The organism is Brevibacillus sp. IT-7CA2 (genome assembly GCF_949767855.1).
Classification (GTDB): domain Bacteria; phylum Bacillota; class Bacilli; order Brevibacillales; family Brevibacillaceae; genus Brevibacillus.
On record NZ_CATKQT010000022.1, the window covers coordinates 402,102 to 418,365 of the forward strand.

General features: G+C 48.2%; 16 protein-coding genes and 3 tRNA genes. 18 read left to right on the forward strand and 1 reads right to left on the reverse strand.

The annotated features are described in order from the left end of the window. Window positions 1-52: 52 nt before the first annotated feature. Window positions 53-961 (reverse strand): NlpC/P60 family protein, encoded by a 909-nt coding sequence (locus tag ACM6JA_RS14985; RefSeq protein WP_414852904.1) that lies wholly within the window; start codon window positions 959-961, stop codon window positions 53-55. 176 nt (window positions 962-1,137) lie between these two features. On the opposite strand from ACM6JA_RS14985, the gene ACM6JA_RS14990 reads away from it, so the two are divergent. From ACM6JA_RS14990 to ACM6JA_RS15075, 18 genes are all read left to right on the forward strand, one after another. Beyond that, window positions 1,138-1,214 (forward strand) — tRNA-Asp (locus ACM6JA_RS14990). A 43-nt stretch (window positions 1,215-1,257) separates the two neighbouring features. Further along, a tRNA-Thr gene (locus ACM6JA_RS14995) sits at window positions 1,258-1,333 on the forward strand. 7 nt (window positions 1,334-1,340) lie between these two features. Further along, window positions 1,341-1,427 (forward strand) — tRNA-Leu (locus ACM6JA_RS15000). Between the two features lie 180 nt (window positions 1,428-1,607). Continuing rightward, on the forward strand, window positions 1,608-2,654 hold the full coding sequence (locus ACM6JA_RS15005) for an NAD(P)/FAD-dependent oxidoreductase (protein WP_414852905.1): 1,047 nt from the start codon (window positions 1,608-1,610) through the stop codon (window positions 2,652-2,654). A gap of 159 nt (window positions 2,655-2,813) precedes the next feature. Next, a complete protein-coding gene (locus tag ACM6JA_RS15010; RefSeq protein WP_414852906.1) occupies window positions 2,814-3,431 on the forward strand; it encodes a VanW family protein in 618 nt (205 codons plus the stop codon). A 134-nt stretch (window positions 3,432-3,565) separates the two neighbouring features. Continuing rightward, window positions 3,566-4,111 (forward strand): hypothetical protein, encoded by a 546-nt coding sequence (locus ACM6JA_RS15015; protein ID WP_414852907.1) that lies wholly within the window; start codon window positions 3,566-3,568, stop codon window positions 4,109-4,111. Window positions 4,112-4,169: 58 nt separating this feature from the next. After that, window positions 4,170-4,796 (forward strand): fumarylacetoacetate hydrolase family protein, encoded by a 627-nt coding sequence (locus ACM6JA_RS15020; RefSeq protein WP_414852908.1) that lies wholly within the window; start codon window positions 4,170-4,172, stop codon window positions 4,794-4,796. Between the two features lie 301 nt (window positions 4,797-5,097). Beyond that, on the forward strand, window positions 5,098-5,994 hold the full coding sequence (locus ACM6JA_RS15025; RefSeq protein ID WP_414852909.1) for a C40 family peptidase: 897 nt from the start codon (window positions 5,098-5,100) through the stop codon (window positions 5,992-5,994). Between the two features lie 205 nt (window positions 5,995-6,199). Then, window positions 6,200-6,805 carry a TetR/AcrR family transcriptional regulator gene (locus tag ACM6JA_RS15030; protein WP_017248223.1) on the forward strand — a complete coding sequence of 202 codons (606 nt, stop codon included), beginning with the start codon at window positions 6,200-6,202 and terminating at the stop codon, window positions 6,803-6,805. Window positions 6,806-6,838: 33 nt separating this feature from the next. Next, window positions 6,839-8,365: an o-succinylbenzoate--CoA ligase gene (locus ACM6JA_RS15035; protein ID WP_414852911.1), complete on the forward strand. Its 1,527-nt coding sequence runs from the start codon at window positions 6,839-6,841 to the stop codon at window positions 8,363-8,365. 10 nt (window positions 8,366-8,375) lie between these two features. Next, window positions 8,376-8,792 (forward strand): MaoC family dehydratase, encoded by a 417-nt coding sequence (locus ACM6JA_RS15040; RefSeq protein WP_007728980.1) that lies wholly within the window; start codon window positions 8,376-8,378, stop codon window positions 8,790-8,792. Then, on the forward strand, window positions 8,789-9,835 hold the full coding sequence (locus ACM6JA_RS15045; RefSeq protein ID WP_414852912.1) for a 3-oxoacyl-ACP synthase: 1,047 nt from the start codon (window positions 8,789-8,791) through the stop codon (window positions 9,833-9,835). The genes ACM6JA_RS15040 and ACM6JA_RS15045 overlap by 4 nt, the downstream gene beginning before the upstream one ends. Before the next feature lie 67 nt (window positions 9,836-9,902). Continuing rightward, window positions 9,903-11,066 (forward strand): substrate-binding domain-containing protein, encoded by a 1,164-nt coding sequence (locus ACM6JA_RS15050; protein ID WP_414853132.1) that lies wholly within the window; start codon window positions 9,903-9,905, stop codon window positions 11,064-11,066. A gap of 18 nt (window positions 11,067-11,084) precedes the next feature. After that, the gene (locus ACM6JA_RS15055) at window positions 11,085-11,855 is read left to right on the forward strand and encodes an ABC transporter ATP-binding protein (protein WP_414852913.1); all 771 of its coding nucleotides are present in this window, start codon (window positions 11,085-11,087) and stop codon (window positions 11,853-11,855) included. After that, window positions 11,839-12,540 carry an ABC transporter ATP-binding protein gene (locus ACM6JA_RS15060; protein WP_414852914.1) on the forward strand — a complete coding sequence of 234 codons (702 nt, stop codon included), beginning with the start codon at window positions 11,839-11,841 and terminating at the stop codon, window positions 12,538-12,540. Before ACM6JA_RS15055 ends, ACM6JA_RS15060 begins: the two co-directional genes overlap by 17 nt. A 27-nt stretch (window positions 12,541-12,567) precedes the next feature. Further along, window positions 12,568-13,428 carry a branched-chain amino acid ABC transporter permease gene (locus ACM6JA_RS15065; RefSeq protein WP_414852915.1) on the forward strand — a complete coding sequence of 287 codons (861 nt, stop codon included), beginning with the start codon at window positions 12,568-12,570 and terminating at the stop codon, window positions 13,426-13,428. Window positions 13,429-13,435: 7 nt separating this feature from the next. Beyond that, window positions 13,436-14,434: a branched-chain amino acid ABC transporter permease gene (locus tag ACM6JA_RS15070; protein ID WP_414852916.1), complete on the forward strand. Its 999-nt coding sequence runs from the start codon at window positions 13,436-13,438 to the stop codon at window positions 14,432-14,434. A gap of 137 nt (window positions 14,435-14,571) precedes the next feature. Next, complete coding sequence (locus tag ACM6JA_RS15075) at window positions 14,572-16,155, forward strand: AMP-binding protein (RefSeq protein WP_414852917.1); 1,584 nt, start codon at window positions 14,572-14,574, stop codon at window positions 16,153-16,155. The last annotated feature ends 109 nt before the right edge of the window (window positions 16,156-16,264 follow it).

Here is a 16,264-nt window from a genome sequence, read left to right on the forward strand (position 1 = left end):
ACTGCTGCAAAGGCAGATAGGGCTGTTTGTTTGCTTTTATGTGTAGGAAAGCCTACTGGAAATTAGCGTAACGCTTCACTCCGTAAAACGGGTAGAGCTTATGCATGTATTCGACTTTGCCATAGCGAACATCTTCGCCATTCGCATGAACGATTGCCCCATTACCCAGATAAATCGCTACGTGGGACACGCGTCCTTTTCCAAGCGCATCGTAGAACAAGAGGTCACCAGGCTGTGCTTGATCCAGTGATACTTCTTGGCCGCCACTGAATTGATCTTCAGAAGTGCGCGGAAGTGTAACCCCAAGCTGCTCAAAAACGTATGAAGTAAAGCCACTACAATCAAAGCCATTCGGAGTAGTTCCGCCTAAGACGTATGGTGTATTGAGCAATGGCTCAAAAATTTCCTTCATACGACCCAGATCTTCTGCATTTACCTCGGCAGGCAGCGAAACGGTAGAAGTGAGATTTGGACTTAGGAACTCTGTAGCAACATATGCTTCACGATCTTCGAATTCGATTTTCGTCCATTCACTACCCGTTTCTACGACTTCTACAATGGAACCGACTCTTAGCTTGCCTAACACTTTTGCGTCAGTCGAAGGCTTTTTACGCACATTCAGCACGTCACCAGTGACGCGGGCCTTTTCACCGGCGGTTAGTTCTTTAGACTCAGTGGTAGCGTTATCATTCTGATTGACAGCTACATCGGAAGGAATGTCAGTCGCAATGGAGCCAGAAGTGTTTGCACCATGAATAGACAAAGTTTGTCCAATTGACAATCTATCATCATTCAGTTGGTTCCATTGAATGATTTGATCCACCGATACTTGATGCTCGCGAGCGATCTTGCTCAGCGTATCACCTGCTGATACCACATATGCCGATGAGGATGCATGGGCAGCAGTAGGCAGCAGAGTGAAGAGGGCGAGGAAGGTGAGTAGCCTCGAAGTCTTTTTCATGTCATCGTCTCCACCAATCTACTAAAATCTGCATATCTATCTAAAATTCTATCGGATTTTCGTTGGTAAATCTATGAAAAAAATAATCTTTCACTATTTTTTAAAAACTATTGCTTTAGGAGATAGAATCGTGCTATATTACAAAAGTCGCCGCAAGATGGAGACGAAAACCAAATGGAGCTGTGGTGAAGTTGGAGTTCACGCCGGTCTGTCACACCGGAGGTCGCGGGTTCGAGTCCCGTCAGCTCCGCCATTCTATCTTTAGAATGTGCGAATTACATAGTTTCTCGTAATGTGCCGGTATAGCTCAATTGGTAGAGCACCTGACTTGTAATCAGGGGGTTGTGGGTTCAAGTCCTATTGCCGGCACCATTTTTATGCGGTCGTGGCGGAATTGGCAGACGCGCTAGATTCAGGTTCTAGTGGTGGCAACACCGTGGAGGTTCAAGTCCTCTCGACCGCACCATATGACAAACAACAGGTTCGTAAATTGGCTGATGAAGCTAATTACGAGCCTTTTTATTTTTTCTGGAATGTTGAATCCTCCTCCATTTTCCATTACAATCACATTGTGATAATGAATCTCATTTTCATTATTGCTTTTGATGATTCATAAACAAACAAGAAAGATAGTGGAGGGGTAGTTGTGGAAGAACAGTTGGAGCTGTTTGATGTAACCATTATTGGCGGTGGCCCTGCGGGGATGTACGCTGCCTTTTATAGCGGAATGCGCGATATGAAGACGAAACTCATTGAAGCGAAAGAAGAGCTCGGTGGACGAATGTTGATCTATCCAGAAAAAATGATCTGGGATGTAGGCGGTGTACCACCACAACTATGTGAAAAGTTGGTTGCCAATCTGGTGGAGCAAGCGAAGACATTTGATCCCACCATCGTGCTGGGCGAGGCGATCATTGGACTGGAGCCACAAAATGACGGCACGTACATACTCGTTGCAAAATCGGGGAGACGGCATTGGACCCGCACGATCATATTGGCTTTGGGCCGAGGTATTTTGAAAATGGCGAAGCTGGAGATCGAAGGAGCCGAGCGCTACGAGGTGACAAATCTTCATTATACGGTGCAGGAACTGGAGCCATTCCGTGGTAAGCACGTCCTCATCTCAGGGGGCGGGGACTCCGCGGTCGATTGGGCAAACGAACTGGTGCAAATCGCAGCGTCTGTAACTGTCGTGCATCGCCGTGATGTATTTGGTGGACATGAGCGGAATGTGAAGCGGATGAAAGAGTCATCTGCGATCGTTCGCACCCCGTATGCGGTCACACAATTGCAAAGCTCAGACAAAGAAACGATCGATAAAGTGACGATACGTCATCTGGAGACGGACGAGACGGAGCAAATCGATGTAGAGGCCGTCATCGTCAATCACGGATTGAAGGCCGATTTCACAGGGATTAAAGAGTGGGGCTTGGATATGGATGAGTGGAACGTGTTTGTCAGTCCTCGTCTGGCAACGAATCTACCAGGCATTTTTGCGGCAGGAGATTTTGCGAGCTTTGATAGCAAGATTACGCTGATCGCGGGAGCATTCACCGATGCTGCTGTGGCCGTAAACAGTGCCAAATTACACATAGACCCGGTAGCAGATCGGATGGCCTATGTTTCTTCCCATAACCAGCGCTTTAAAGAAAAGAACAAAGCACTCGGGGTTATCGATGAGGATGACGAGTAGAACCTGAAGTAGGACAAAAAGCCCAACATTTGCAGGTTGATTGTCGCTTTTCCCATACGTTACATTGGTAGAGGCAAGGTGTAATAACAATGACAGTCTATATAAATAGGGAACTTCGCGTCAGTAAACCGATCAACAAATGTGGGAGAGGAAGTAGAAATGAAAAAAGTTCGGCATTGGCCGATCAGTATGGCGACAGTGGTCCTCGTGTTCTCGCTCGGTATGAACTACGCGCCTGAGCGTGCAATGGCGTTACAAGTGGATCCGTTATCTCCTGCTATTGAGTTACAGGAAAAGTATGTGGAGAAGATGGACCTCAAGGAAGAGGAGGTTCTCGGCTTTTATTACTCATCGATGAAAGACAGCACAGATGCGCGTAAACATAACATCAAGCAAGCATTGAGCAAGCTTCATAATGAAAAAATCAAGCCGCAACAGGTGTTTTCTTTCAATGAAATAGTGGGAAATTCGAATTTGTCGGAGGATGGTTGGCAAAAGGCCGGGGTTATTCAGAACGGCCAGCTCGTCGATGACTATGGAGGCGGGATTTGTCAGGTTTCCAGCACGCTTTTCAATGCAGCTGCTGAAGCGGGGATGATCATGGTGGAACGGCATAACCACAGCAAATCAGTGGGATACGTGCCAGTGGGTCAAGATGCTACAGTGGCGTATGGCTATAAGGATTTTAAATTTACCAACCTGTATGATTTCCCTGTGAAAATCAAAGCAAAATCATACGATGACGAACATGTTGTGATTGCGATTATACGTGCGTAGCTTAGAAGGAATAAAGGGGGCATCCTATGGATGAACCCTGTTTTTTTCGGTATTTCGTCAGGAAAAAAATGGATGGTCATTTAGTTTTGAGTCATGCATTCCTGACCATACTGTTTTTAGAGGGAGGTGCCGTGATGTTCGTTCAGGTGACAGGTGATTCACACAATCAAGAGGTTCTCGTCATGGGAGAACGGTTAGATCGCCAGGAGGATGGTTACTATCTTTTGCCTGGGAGACTTGTCCACGCATTGAAGCCACATGATTTGCCGGTAGGAATCCCATTCAAGCTCTCAGGTGCGCTGCCCTCTGGCTACGGGTTTTATCGGGAGGACTCTGTTATTTTTCGGCGGACGAATGATACTCCCTCCCTGTGGATTGATGTTACTTCTACATATATGGTTGCTGAATGGGATGGTTTGTTCTCGGTAGAAGCGACGGTTGAAGCCAGAAAGCATGTCGTGGAACAACAACAGCAGTTTGCGTTTGTCCTCTCCGAAGCGACAGAGCAGCGAGTGATTTTCCATTACGAATTTTCCTGGAGCTCTGAGCAAGAGATGGACCTGGAGAGTGCGTTGGAATCCATTTGTGATACCATGATTGAAGTAGAAGCAAGAGGGAATGCCCGTCTTTGGCCTGGCTATCGTAACTGCATGGAAGAGGGCGAACAAGACAAGCTGTAATACGCCGTGCAGCCATGATATAGTGAAAAAAGAGACAGCTACCAAAGGAGAGGACAAAATGGAGTCAGTCAAAAATATTTACTGTATCGGTCGCAATTATCGATTGCATGCTGCGGAGTTGGGGAACGACGTGCCAACCAGGCCAATGATCTTTGATAAGCCAACACATGCGCTTGCAATAGCAAATGGCGAGGCCATTGAGCTTCCGGCATCTCGTGGAGAGCTCCATTATGAGACGGAGCTTGTGATTCACATCGCGAGACCGTATGAGGCTGGAGCTATACTTGACGATATGATTGACAAAATAGCACTCGGGATCGACTTTACTTTGCGGGATGTTCAGAGCGAGCTGAAGAAAGCAGGGCATCCATGGTTGTTGGCAAAAGGGTTTAAAAATTCAGCCATTTTGACGTCTTTTCATCCTTTTCCTGGTATCCATGAGCTGCACCAAACCGATTTCTCCTTGCTGAAAAATGGAGAGCAAGTGCAACGCGGCAATCTCCGTGATGTGATTTTTGATTTGGAAACCATTATTGCCTATATTTCCGAACATCTAGGCCTGGATCAAGGGGATATTATTTACACGGGTACGCCAGCGGGGGTAGGACCTGTTACGGATGGAGATGTCCTCACTCTCAAGTGGGGAGAAGAGACCTGGGGGCAGTTTACGGCGAAAATGAAATAGGTACGAATGGAGAACCATCTTCTGACAGAAACATGCAGAAGATGGTTTTTGTTTGGGGTTCGGGCCAGCAAAATAGCCGTTTTATGCGACGAAAATCACCTTTGATACCGTTTTGTAACTTTTATGGTTCCATGGAACTAAGAGGTAGCAACTGCCTACGTTACACCTTGTTTTCAGACTAGTCCCATGCTACCAATTCCATCATTGGAAAATTTTACGGTCTTATCCTCCTGTTTCCTCCTGCGCTATTCTGTCCATGTACCCAAGACGGGTGCCACAACATGACAAGGAGGAAAAGAAAGTGACGAAACGAGATTGGGTAATGAAGTCAACAGTAGCAGTCATGCTGAGTACGTCCCTGTTAATGGGTGGTCAAGTTGGAGTAGTGGCCGCTAAGACACCAGATTCAAAACAGTCAGAGGTTGCAAATATTGCTACTTCTTTGATCGGGAAGGATTACGAGTACAAAGCAAAGGGACCGAAGCAATTCGGATCAGCGGAGCTGGCTACGTATGCGTACAAACAAGTAGGGATTTCCATCGGGAGCACAATCTCTAGCCTGTACAAGACTGGGACTAAAGTATCCGAAAAAAGCGTGGCGCCAGGAGATTTGGTGTTCTTCGCCTCTAGCGGAAGCGGCAGCCCAACTTTTATGGGAATATACATAGGCAGTGATCAATTCGTTTATTCTTCGAAAGGGGAAGACGAGGTAGTTGTAAAAAAATATTCGGAGTACAGTGACAAATTTGTAGGGGCTCGTCGTGTTATTGATTCCTCAGAGAATACGCCTAGCAAGCCAGAAAAGCCGGCAACTAATATTGCCGACCAAGTGATTAAAAATGGTGAAAAGTATATGGGCACAAAATACAAATACGGCTCAAGCAGCAGTACGACCAATACATTCGACTGCTCTTCCTTTACACAGCGCGTGTTTAAAGAAGCGGGCATTACATTGCCGCGCGATTCCCGCCAGCAATCTGCTGTGGGGAAATCTGTTTCCAAGAGCAATCTGCAAAAAGGTGATCTGATCTTCATGAAGGCATCGGTAACCAGTTCTTCTGATCGGATTACACACGTAGCTATTTATGCAGGGGATGGGAAAATTCTGCACACGTACGGTAGTCCTGGTGTGACTTATTCCAAGTACGATGGAACGAACTGGGAAAAGCGCACAGTTAAAATCAAGCGCGTCATTTAAGCATCAAATCCATTTCAGCTCTCGTGCATTCGCATGGGAGCTTTTGTACTATATATGACGCTTGTTCTCACAGATCGTTTCGCGTCAATTTCTGCCAATAGGGCAAAGGGAATCATACCGTTTTCCGTTTGCTGAAAATGAACAACGATAAATGTGTTGTAATATTTAGAATTATACATATAATAAAAACTGAGAGGTGATTCAGGTGTCAGAAAATAGTCTACCTACCCCTGTTTTGACCAAGAAAGGACAGGAAACCCGCAAAAAAATACTGGATGCCGCAGAGCATGTGTTTGGCGAGCTGGGCTATTATGATGCGTCTATCGTCTTAATCACACAGCATGCACAGGTATCTCAAGGAACGTTTTACAATTATTTCGAGTCGAAGAAAGCGATCTATGATGAATTGATCAGGCAGCTGAGCAGGGAGCTTCGTTCGACGATCAAAGAAGCGATCATGGGAGCAACCACGCAAGAAGAGAATTTGCGCCTGGGATTTCTGGCCTTTTTTCGTTGGATCAAACATCATCGCAACATGTACAGCATTATTCAACAGGCTGCGCTCGTCGACCAGGAGCTGTATCGCTGGTATTACGCCAAACTGGCAGCGGGGTACGTACGAAGTCTGAAGAACGCCATGAACGAAGGTGCGTTTCGAGAGATGGATCATGAGACGCTGGCTTATTGTCTCATGTCGATCGGACAATTCATCGGGATGCGTTGGGTTTACTGGGAAAATGAAGACGTACCGGAAGAGGTGTTAGAAACAGCCATGTCGATGATTATGAAAGGGATTGCTGCCAAGCCGTAACCGATCCATTTTATAGGCAAAGGAGTAGAGTTCATGCACGGAATTGCTTATTGGATTGAAAAGCGAGCCCGAATCACTCCGACGCGGATCGCAGTGATTGCCAACGATCAAGCACTTACGTATCAGCAAATGAATGAGCAGATCCAACGTCTTGCCAACTATTTACGACATGAGCTACAGGTCATAAAGGGGGACAGGATCGGCATTTTGTCCCAAAATAGTTTGGAGTATGTGCTTCTGCTGTTTGCCATCGCCAAACTCGGTGCGATTGCTGTCCCCTTTAATATCCGCTTGACCCCTGCCGAATTAGACTATCAGTTTGAGGATAGTGGTATCCGCGTGTTATGTGCTCAGCCCCAGTTCGCTGCCACCATTGAGCTGATCAAGGCAAAAGTCAGTGTTGCGCACATGATATGGCTGGAACCGGGAGAACTCCCCTGGAGCCAGGATGGCCCGAGCGAGTCATCCCAGCACAGTAGGCCCGAGGCAGATGACGGCAGTGGAGATGATCCATACATCATTTGTTATACATCAGGAACGACAGGAAAGCCTAAGGGAGCAGTGCTCACCCAAGAAAATATGTTTTGGAACGCCGTACACAATGTAGCCGCGCTTGATCTCACCTCAGAAGACTGCTCGATTGTCTTATTGCCACTCTTTCATATCGGGGGAATCGGACTGTTTGCCTTCCCTACTTGGCTTGCTGGCGGACGCGTCGTTGTCGCCGGGAAGTTCGACCCTGATAAAGCGATTCAATTATTTGAAACACACCGCGTCACCATCGTGATGGGTGTGCCCGCCATCCATGAAGCCATTCGTCAAAGTCCCTTATTTGCTACCACATCATTCGATTCCGTCCGTTGGTTTTACAACGGCGGCGCTCCATGCCCCATGGAACTCATCCAGCATTTTCAGGAGCGAGGCCTCCCTTTTGGACAAGGATACGGCCTGACAGAAACATCCCCCACCGTGTTTATGATTGCGAAGGAAGATGCAAAAAGAAAAGCTGGCTCAATTGGCAAGCCCGTTATGTTTTGTGAAGTCCGCTTGATCTCGGATGACGGAAAAGACGTGGATCAGGGCGAAATCGGAGAACTGCTCGTCAAAGGTCCGAATGTGATGAAGGAATACTGGAACAGACCAGAAGAAACAGCCAAGACCATCCGGGATGGGTGGCTATACACAGGGGATTTGGCACGTTTTGATGAAGAAGGGTTCGCCTATATCGTAGGCAGGCGCAAAGACATGATTATCTCAGGCGGGGAGAACATTTATCCGCTGGAGCTGGAACAGGTCATCGGCGAGCTGGATGGCGTTCAGGAAGCCGCAGTCGTCGGTGTACCCGATGAAAAATGGGGAGAGGTCGCGAAGGCGTTTATCGTGCCCAAATCAGGTGTCGTCATCACAGAAGCACACATCAAATCGCACTGTGAGCAAAGACTGGCGAAGTATAAAATCCCAAAGTCATTCGTGTTTTTAACCGAACTGCCACGCAATGCAACAGGGAAAATCATCAAACAAGCATTGACCAGATTGAAGAGCAATTCTATTACGCAATGAGGTGATTCGCATGGCGAGATTTGCAATTGGGGAGCAAGCATCTTTTAGCAGAACGATTACGGAAACAGATATCGTTCTATTTGCGGGAATGAGTGGGGATTACAATCCGGTGCACATCGACCAACAATACGCAAAAGACACGCGATTCGGCCAGCGTATCTCACATGGACTGTTGACGGCGAGCATGTTGTCCAGATTGCTCGGGATGCAGCTGCCTGGCATCGGTTCCATTTATAAAGACCAGACCATTCAGTTTACGGCTCCGGTATTGATCGGAGATACGATCACTGCGACCGCCACTGTGCTGGAATATCAGGAAGAGCGGGGCATCATCCGATTGCTTACGGAATGCACGAATCAGCATGGAAAAGTAGTTCTAACTGGAACAGCGACGATGCTCGTACCGAGGGAAGGAGCGAAAGTATGAATCATCTTGAAGCGAATACGATCCACGAGCAGACCATCGGAGTGGAAGCGACGTCCGTATTTTTTCCGGAGGGAGTAGAAACAGCTGAGCGATTGGCTGAAAAGACCGGAATCCCCACGCGAGTCATTATCGAAAAATTCGGTCTATATCAAAAGCATGTCGCAGATGACACCCTTCATGCATCAGACCTCGCTGTGCTCGCTGCCCAACAGCTGACCGACTCGGTGATCGATCCATCTGAAATTGACGTGATTATTTACTTCGGCAGTCCGCACAAAGATTACTATGTATGGTCCAGCGCACCGAAGATTACATACGAACTAAAAGCGACAAACGCATATGGTTTCGAGATGATGAACGTCAGCTCGTGCTTTCCAATCGCCTTGAAGGTTGCCAAAGATATGCTGACGGCAGATGCATCCATTGAAAACATCTTGCTGGTTGCTGGCTGTAAAGAATCACAAATCGTCGATTACGACAATCCTCGCTCGCGCTTCATGTTTAATTTTGCAGATGGGGGCACAGCGGCTCTCGTAAAGCGTGGTGCTACAAAGAGTAGAATTCTCCACAGCTGTGTTATTACCGATGGTTCTTTTCACGATGATATAAGGGTTCCCGCAGGCGGCTCTAAGCAACAACCTAGTCATGAAACGGTGGAAAACAGACTCCACTACATCGATGTGCCGAATCCGAGCGATATGAAAGAACGACTTGATCCCATCTCGATACCGAACTTTGTCCATGTGGTAGAGCAGGCATTAACAAAAAGCAATCGTTCCTTGCGGGATTTGAAGCTGCTGCTACCTTTGCACACAAAGCGTTCAATGTTCTTGGAGTTGTTGGAACGATTGCAACTTAGCGAGGAGCAGGCCGTCTATCTCGATCATTACGGGCATTTGTCTGCACTCGATCCGTGTATTGGACTTCATGTCGCACAGCAAGAGGGACGTCTTGCCCCAGGGGATATTGTCGTAGCTGTCAGTGCTGGAACAGGATATACGTGGGCTGCAACTGTACTGGAATGGTTAGCCGAATCGCAATGAACATTTTGACTCTTGAGGAGGAACGGGTGTGAAAAAAAGAGGATGGAAAATGTTGCTCCCGCTAGCGATGTCTGTCGTGCTTGTTGTTGGTTGCAGCCAAAATGAAAGCGCTTCATCTGGTGGTGGTAATACGATTAAGGTCGGCGTACTCGCCTCGCTCACGGGGCCATTGGAGAGCTACGGAAAGCAGACGGCGCGAGGTTTTGAGCTCGGACTCGATTATGCAACAGAGGGCAAGCGAGAGATCGCTGGAAAAAAGATCGAGTTCGTCGTGGAGGATACGGAGACGAAGCCGGATGTTGCCGTCCAAAAAGCGACGAAGCTCCTGGAGACCGACAAGGTAGATTTTCTCGTAGGCTCTTCGAGTTCAGGCGATACGCTGGCTGTCCTTCCCTTGGCAGAAGAGTACAAAAAAATCATGGTCGTAGAACCTGCTGTAGCAGATAGTATCACCGGAAAAAACTGGAACAAGTACATTTTCCGCACGGGTCGTAATTCTTCGCAGGATGCAGTTGCTGGCGCAGCGGCGATTGCTTCCAAAGGAACGAAGATCGCGACGATGGCTCAAGACAGCGCATACGGTCGAGAAGGGATCGAAGCCTTTAAGACCGCGGCTGAAAAATTAGGGGCAGTCATTATCGAAGAACAATACGTGGACACGAACACGACTGATTTTACAGCCAACATCCAAAAAATTATTAGCGCCAAACCCGAATATGTGTTCATCACGTGGGCAGGCTCAAACTCCCCGTGGAAACAGCTTCAAGATATGCAGGTTCAGCAAAAAGGCATCAAAGTATCCACGGGAGCACCTGATATCGCTGCCTTGAAAACGATGGAGGCAATGATCGGAATGGAAGGTTTCTCGGTGTATTACCATTCGCTCCCGAAAACGAAAATGAACGACTGGCTCATCGATGAGCACAAGAAGCGTTTTAATGGCGAGATTCCAGATTTATTTACGGCAGGCGGGATGACGGCAGCCGTAGCGATTGTGGAAGCATTGAAAAAGACGAATGCCGATACAGATTCGGAGAAGTTGATTGCTGCGATGGAAGGCATGACCTTTGATACGCCGAAGGGTCAGATGCAGTTCCGGGCGGAGGACCATCAGGCACTGCAAACGTTGTACGCGATCAAGCTGGAGAAAAAAGTCGGAGTCGATCATCCTGTGCCTGTACTCGTCCGGGAGATGACGATGGAAGAGACAGCACCACCTGTCAGGAACTAGAAGTAGAGGAGGTGTGTGATGAGTTACTTGTTGGAAACGGTTGACCTCAGCGTAGCATTCGGGAAGCAAACAGTTATAAACAAGGTATCGCTACGCATACCGAAGCAGCGATTTACTTCGATCATTGGACCGAATGGAGCCGGAAAGACGACGCTGTTTAACTTGTTGAGCGGGCAGCTTACTCCATCGCAAGGAACGATCAAGTACAAGGGGCAAGAGATTACACACTTACCCCCAGCAGCACGAACGAGATTGGGTATTGGTCGATCGTTTCAATTGACAAACTTATTTCCCAAGCTAACGGTGCGGGAAAATATTCGATTGGCCGTGCAAGCGGCACAGGGAGTTCGGTTTCGTTTATGGATTTCCCAGGCAGATCAGATGCGACAGGCAGAGGAAGTTGAGCGATTGCTGCATCTGGTATTGCTCGAGAAAAAGGCGAATGTGTTAGCGAGCCTACTGGCGCACGGGGAGAAACGAAAGCTGGAGCTAGCGATGCTCCTTGGACTGCGTCCAGATGTTCTTTTACTCGACGAACCGACGGCGGGGATATCGTTGGAGGAAGTCCCAGCTGTATTGAAGGTGATCGAATCGATTAAGGAAAGCAATTCGTGCACGATCATCCTCATCGAACACAAGATGGACATGGTCAAATCACTCTCCGATCACATGGTCGTTCTGTTTCATGGAGAGCTATTGGCTGAGGGGACACCGACTGACATGATGCGAAATGAACAGGTGCAATCTGCCTACTTGGGAGGGTTGTATAAGCATGATGTTGCAACTTGATCTGATTGAAACATACCTCGACCAGTTTCACATCTTGCAGGGTGTCTCGCTATCCGTGCAAGCCGGCAGTATTACCGTGTTGTTTGGACGAAACGGCGCTGGCAAAACTACGACGCTTCGTTCCATCATGGGGCTTGCCCCGATCCGTCATGGCCAAATTCGCTATCTAGGAGAAGAAATCGGACATCTGCCGACCTATTCCATCGCGCGTAAGGGGATTGGCTATGTCCCCGAGAATCAAGGGATTTTTCATGATTTTACGGTAGAAGAGACGTTCCGGCTCGCCATGCAAAAAAATGACGACGAACAAAAAGAAAAGCTCGCGTGGATGCTGGATCTATTCCCTGACCTACGTCACTACTGGAAAAAGAAAAGTGGGCACTTAAGCGGAGGTCAAAAGCAAATGCTGGCCATTGCTCGAGCTTATGTGAACAGCAACGGACTCTTGTTAATTGACGAGCCGAGCAAGGGACTGGCGCCGATCATGGTTGAAAAGCTCATGTTCCACATCGAATCGATGAAGCAGAAAACGACCGTGCTTTTAGTCGAGCAAAACTTTATGATGGCGAGCATGATCGGCGAGCAGTACTACTTGATGGATGAAGGGAAAATTGTCCGCGGTGGCGCGATGCAGGAGTTGAAGGATGATGCAGATACGCGACAAAAATATTTGGGCATTGCCTGAGCGTATAACAGGGAGGGGGAGGATGAAATGGATGTCGCGATTAATTTGCTTGTAAATGGACTGGCGACAGGCATACTCATTTTCTTGCTCGCTTCCGGGCTCACGTTGATCTTTGGCTTAATGAGTGTGTTGAACTTTGCCCATGGTGGATTGTTTGCCTGGGGAGCCTTTGCTGGTGTATGGCTTTTCGGATTAACGGATAGCTTTTTTCTGGCCATCGTAGGTGCTGTCGTCATCGGGATGCTGCTCGGTTTCGTGTTAGAGCGCGTGCTGATCCGCCCCGTGTACGGTGATCATATTCAGCAACTGCTCGTGACATTGGGCGGGATGCTCGTGATAAGTGAATTGCTCAAGGTATTTTGGAGCCCCAATCCCATTCGGGCAGTATTACCGGATTATTTGCAAGGGAGCATCGAGCTTGGCGACATCATACTGATCACATATCGCTTGTTTGTCATCGTAGTGGGAATAGTTGTATACGTCGGGTTGCACCTGTTGTTAACCAGAACCAGACTAGGCTTGATCGTCCGAGCGGGTGTGATCGATAAGGAAATGGTGCAGGCACTCGGCATCAATATTAAACAAGTGTTTACCTTCGTCTTTTTGCTGGGGGCAGGCATGGCTGCGCTCGGAGGAAGTCTGCTGGCACCGTATTCTGGGGTTATTTTTGCGGAAATGGGTATGCAGTATGCGATTCTGGCATTCATCGTCGTCATTGTCGGTGGGATGGGAAGCGTTCAAGGCTCTATGATTGCGGCGGTTTTAGTAGGGGTGCTTGGCTCGTTCATGGCTTACTTCGTTCCAGAGCTTTCACTGGCAGTGAACATGCTGCTGATGCTGGCAGTGCTGCTTATCAAACCATCCGGCCTGTTTGGAGCGAAGGGGTGATCATGCGTTGACTACATCTGGATTGTTGAACCATCGATTTATTGTGTTTGTCTTTCTATCCTTGGCAGTTTTGCCGTTTCTTTCAGACTCGCGAAGCATGTACATCTTGTTCACCCAAATTTTTATCTTTGCGATTTTTGCGATGAGCTTTGATTTGTTGCTTGGCTATACGGGGATCGTCTCGTTCGGGCACTGTATGTTTTTCGGAATAGGTGCGTACTCCGTGTCTTTATTCCTGAAAAACTTTGACGCGACGATCAGTTATTTCTTGCTTGGCGTACTCGTTGCCATCGTGCTCTCCGGTATTCTCAGCTATTTGATCGGGATGCTGTCCTTGCGATTGAAAAGTCATTTTTATGCGATGCTGACCTTGGCGATTTCCCAGCTGCTATTCGTATTGGCAGAAAAATGGCGATCGTTGACGATGGGTGGGGATGGCTTCACTTTCCCTGTGCCTGAGCTATTTCGTGATCGTTTGTCCTTTTACTATGTATGCCTGATCCTATTGGTCATGCTGTTCGTCATCTTGCGGGCGTTTACGCACTCTCCACTCGGCAAGGTACTGAAAGCCATCGGTCAAAATGAACAACGTGCGGAAGCGTTAGGCTATCAAATTCTTCATTATAAGGTAATCGTCAGCATTGTCGCTGGAGTAGTTGCTGCGATTAGTGGAGGCTTGTACGCGGTCATGTTGCGATTCGTGAACACCCAAGTGTTTTCGATTGAGACGACGCTAGATGCACTCTTGATGAGCATGATAGGTGGGCTGGGAACGTTATTTGGCTCCATTTTGGGGTCGGGAATCGTGGAGCTGGCGCATCACGGGCTGACTGAGTTGGCGAAGCTTCACCCCATATTCGAGAGATGGGTCATCTTCCTCGGTTTGCTCTATATTTTGGTCGTGCTCTGCTTTCCGAGCGGAATTGTCGGTAGCTTTCAAGAGTGGAGGGAAAAAAGAAAACAGCGTTCCGTTCAGGCTGCAACGATCACGGATCAAGTAGAGTGATAGGAACGAAAGAAGGGAGGTCAACCCATGCAAAAGGTTGGCCTTTTTTTGTCCCATTTTTGTCGAAAGAAAAAGGTGAGAATTATAGTGATGTCGAATTATTATTCATCAATCTTAGAAAAGGTGGAGATGTGCCTATGGAACTAAACATGCCAGTGAACTATAACTTCGCTGCCCAGGTGGACGAATGGGCGAAAAAACATCCGGAGAGACGAGCGGTTTGGGAGTTAGATGAACAAAGTCAGGAACATATCCTTACGTACGAGGATTTGCGCCAATATTCAAACAAAATTGCGAATGGTTTAGGGTCCATCGGAATCGAGCATGGGGATCGGGTACTCGTCCTGGTTTCCCGAGGAACATTGGCTTATGGTCTCTATTTGGCACTGCTGAAGCTGGGGGCAGTGATATTGCCAGGGTCTGAGATGCTGCGTTCCAAAGATATCGAGTACCGGATCAATCATGCAAAAGTCAAGGCTGTGATCAGTTTCGGGGGAGCAATGAGTGAGGTTGACCTGACGAGAGGCAACTGTACTACCCTGCAACACTACATCACGACGGGCGAAGAGAAAGAAGGGTGGATTTCGCTTGAGGGCTTGCTCCATGGGCAGGACACTGAATTTGAAGTAGTAAACACGAAGTCGGATGAGCTGGCCTTCCTGTCTTATACATCAGGTACGACTGGGGGACCAAAAGGGGTTATGCACGTTCATGGTTGGCCGTTTGCGCATTTGGCTGTGGCCGCTACGCAGTGGCTGGACGTTCGCGAAGGTGACGTGGTTTGGGCAACGGCTGGGCCTGGTTGGGCCAAGTGGATCTGGAGCCCGTTTGTCTCTACGTTAGGGCTGGGAGCGACCGCGTTTGTTTATAAAGGAAAGTTTTCTGCGGATAATTATTTGACGATTCTGCAAAATTATCCGGTTTCTGTCTTGTGTGCAACGCCAACCGAGTACAGAATCATGGCAAAAGTAACGGATTTGGAACAATACAAGCTGTCCGCCTTGCGCTCCGCATGTTCCGCCGGTGAACCACTCAATCGGGAAGTGATCGACACATTCCGCCGCGTATTCCAGTTGACCGTGCGAGATGGATACGGACAGACAGAGAACACTTTGCTGGTGGGTACCTTTGTAGGCATGGAGCCAAGGCCAGGTTCAATGGGCAAGCCATCGCCAGTTGTGAGGATCGCCATTATTGACGAAGAAGGAGCGGAGCTGCCAGTAGGCAAAGTGGGCGATATTGCCATTGATCGCCATATGGTAGCGCTGTTCAAAGGCTATCTGGATGATCCCGAGCGCACTGCCAGAGCGTTTCGCGGCGACTGGTACGTGACGGGTGACCAAGGTCGCATGGACGAAGATGGCTACATTTGGTTCGAAGGACGTTCGGACGACATTATCATCTCGGGTGGATATACGATTGGTCCGTTTGAGGTCGAGGATGCGTTGGTGAAGCACGCGGCAGTAGCGGAATGTGCAGCGGTTGCCAGTCCTGATCCAGAGCGTGGGAATGTAGTAAAAGCCTTTGTCATCCTGAAAAAAGGGAATGAGCCATCCGAAGAGTTGATCGTGGAATTGCAAAATCATGTCAAGCAATTAACCGCTCCGTATAAATACCCGCGCAAAATTGAATTTGTACAGGAGCTGCCGAAGACGACCTCCGGTAAAATCAGAAGGATCGAGCTGCGGCAGCAGGAGGCACAGCAAAATCAGCATTCGTAGGTAATTGTTTGTCTTACGAAATTGTAAGATTGCTGTAAGTGGATTCGATGGGACGAAATGCGCGCATCCCCTACAATGTGAGTAGAAGCAAGGCAAGGGGGAATGCAGC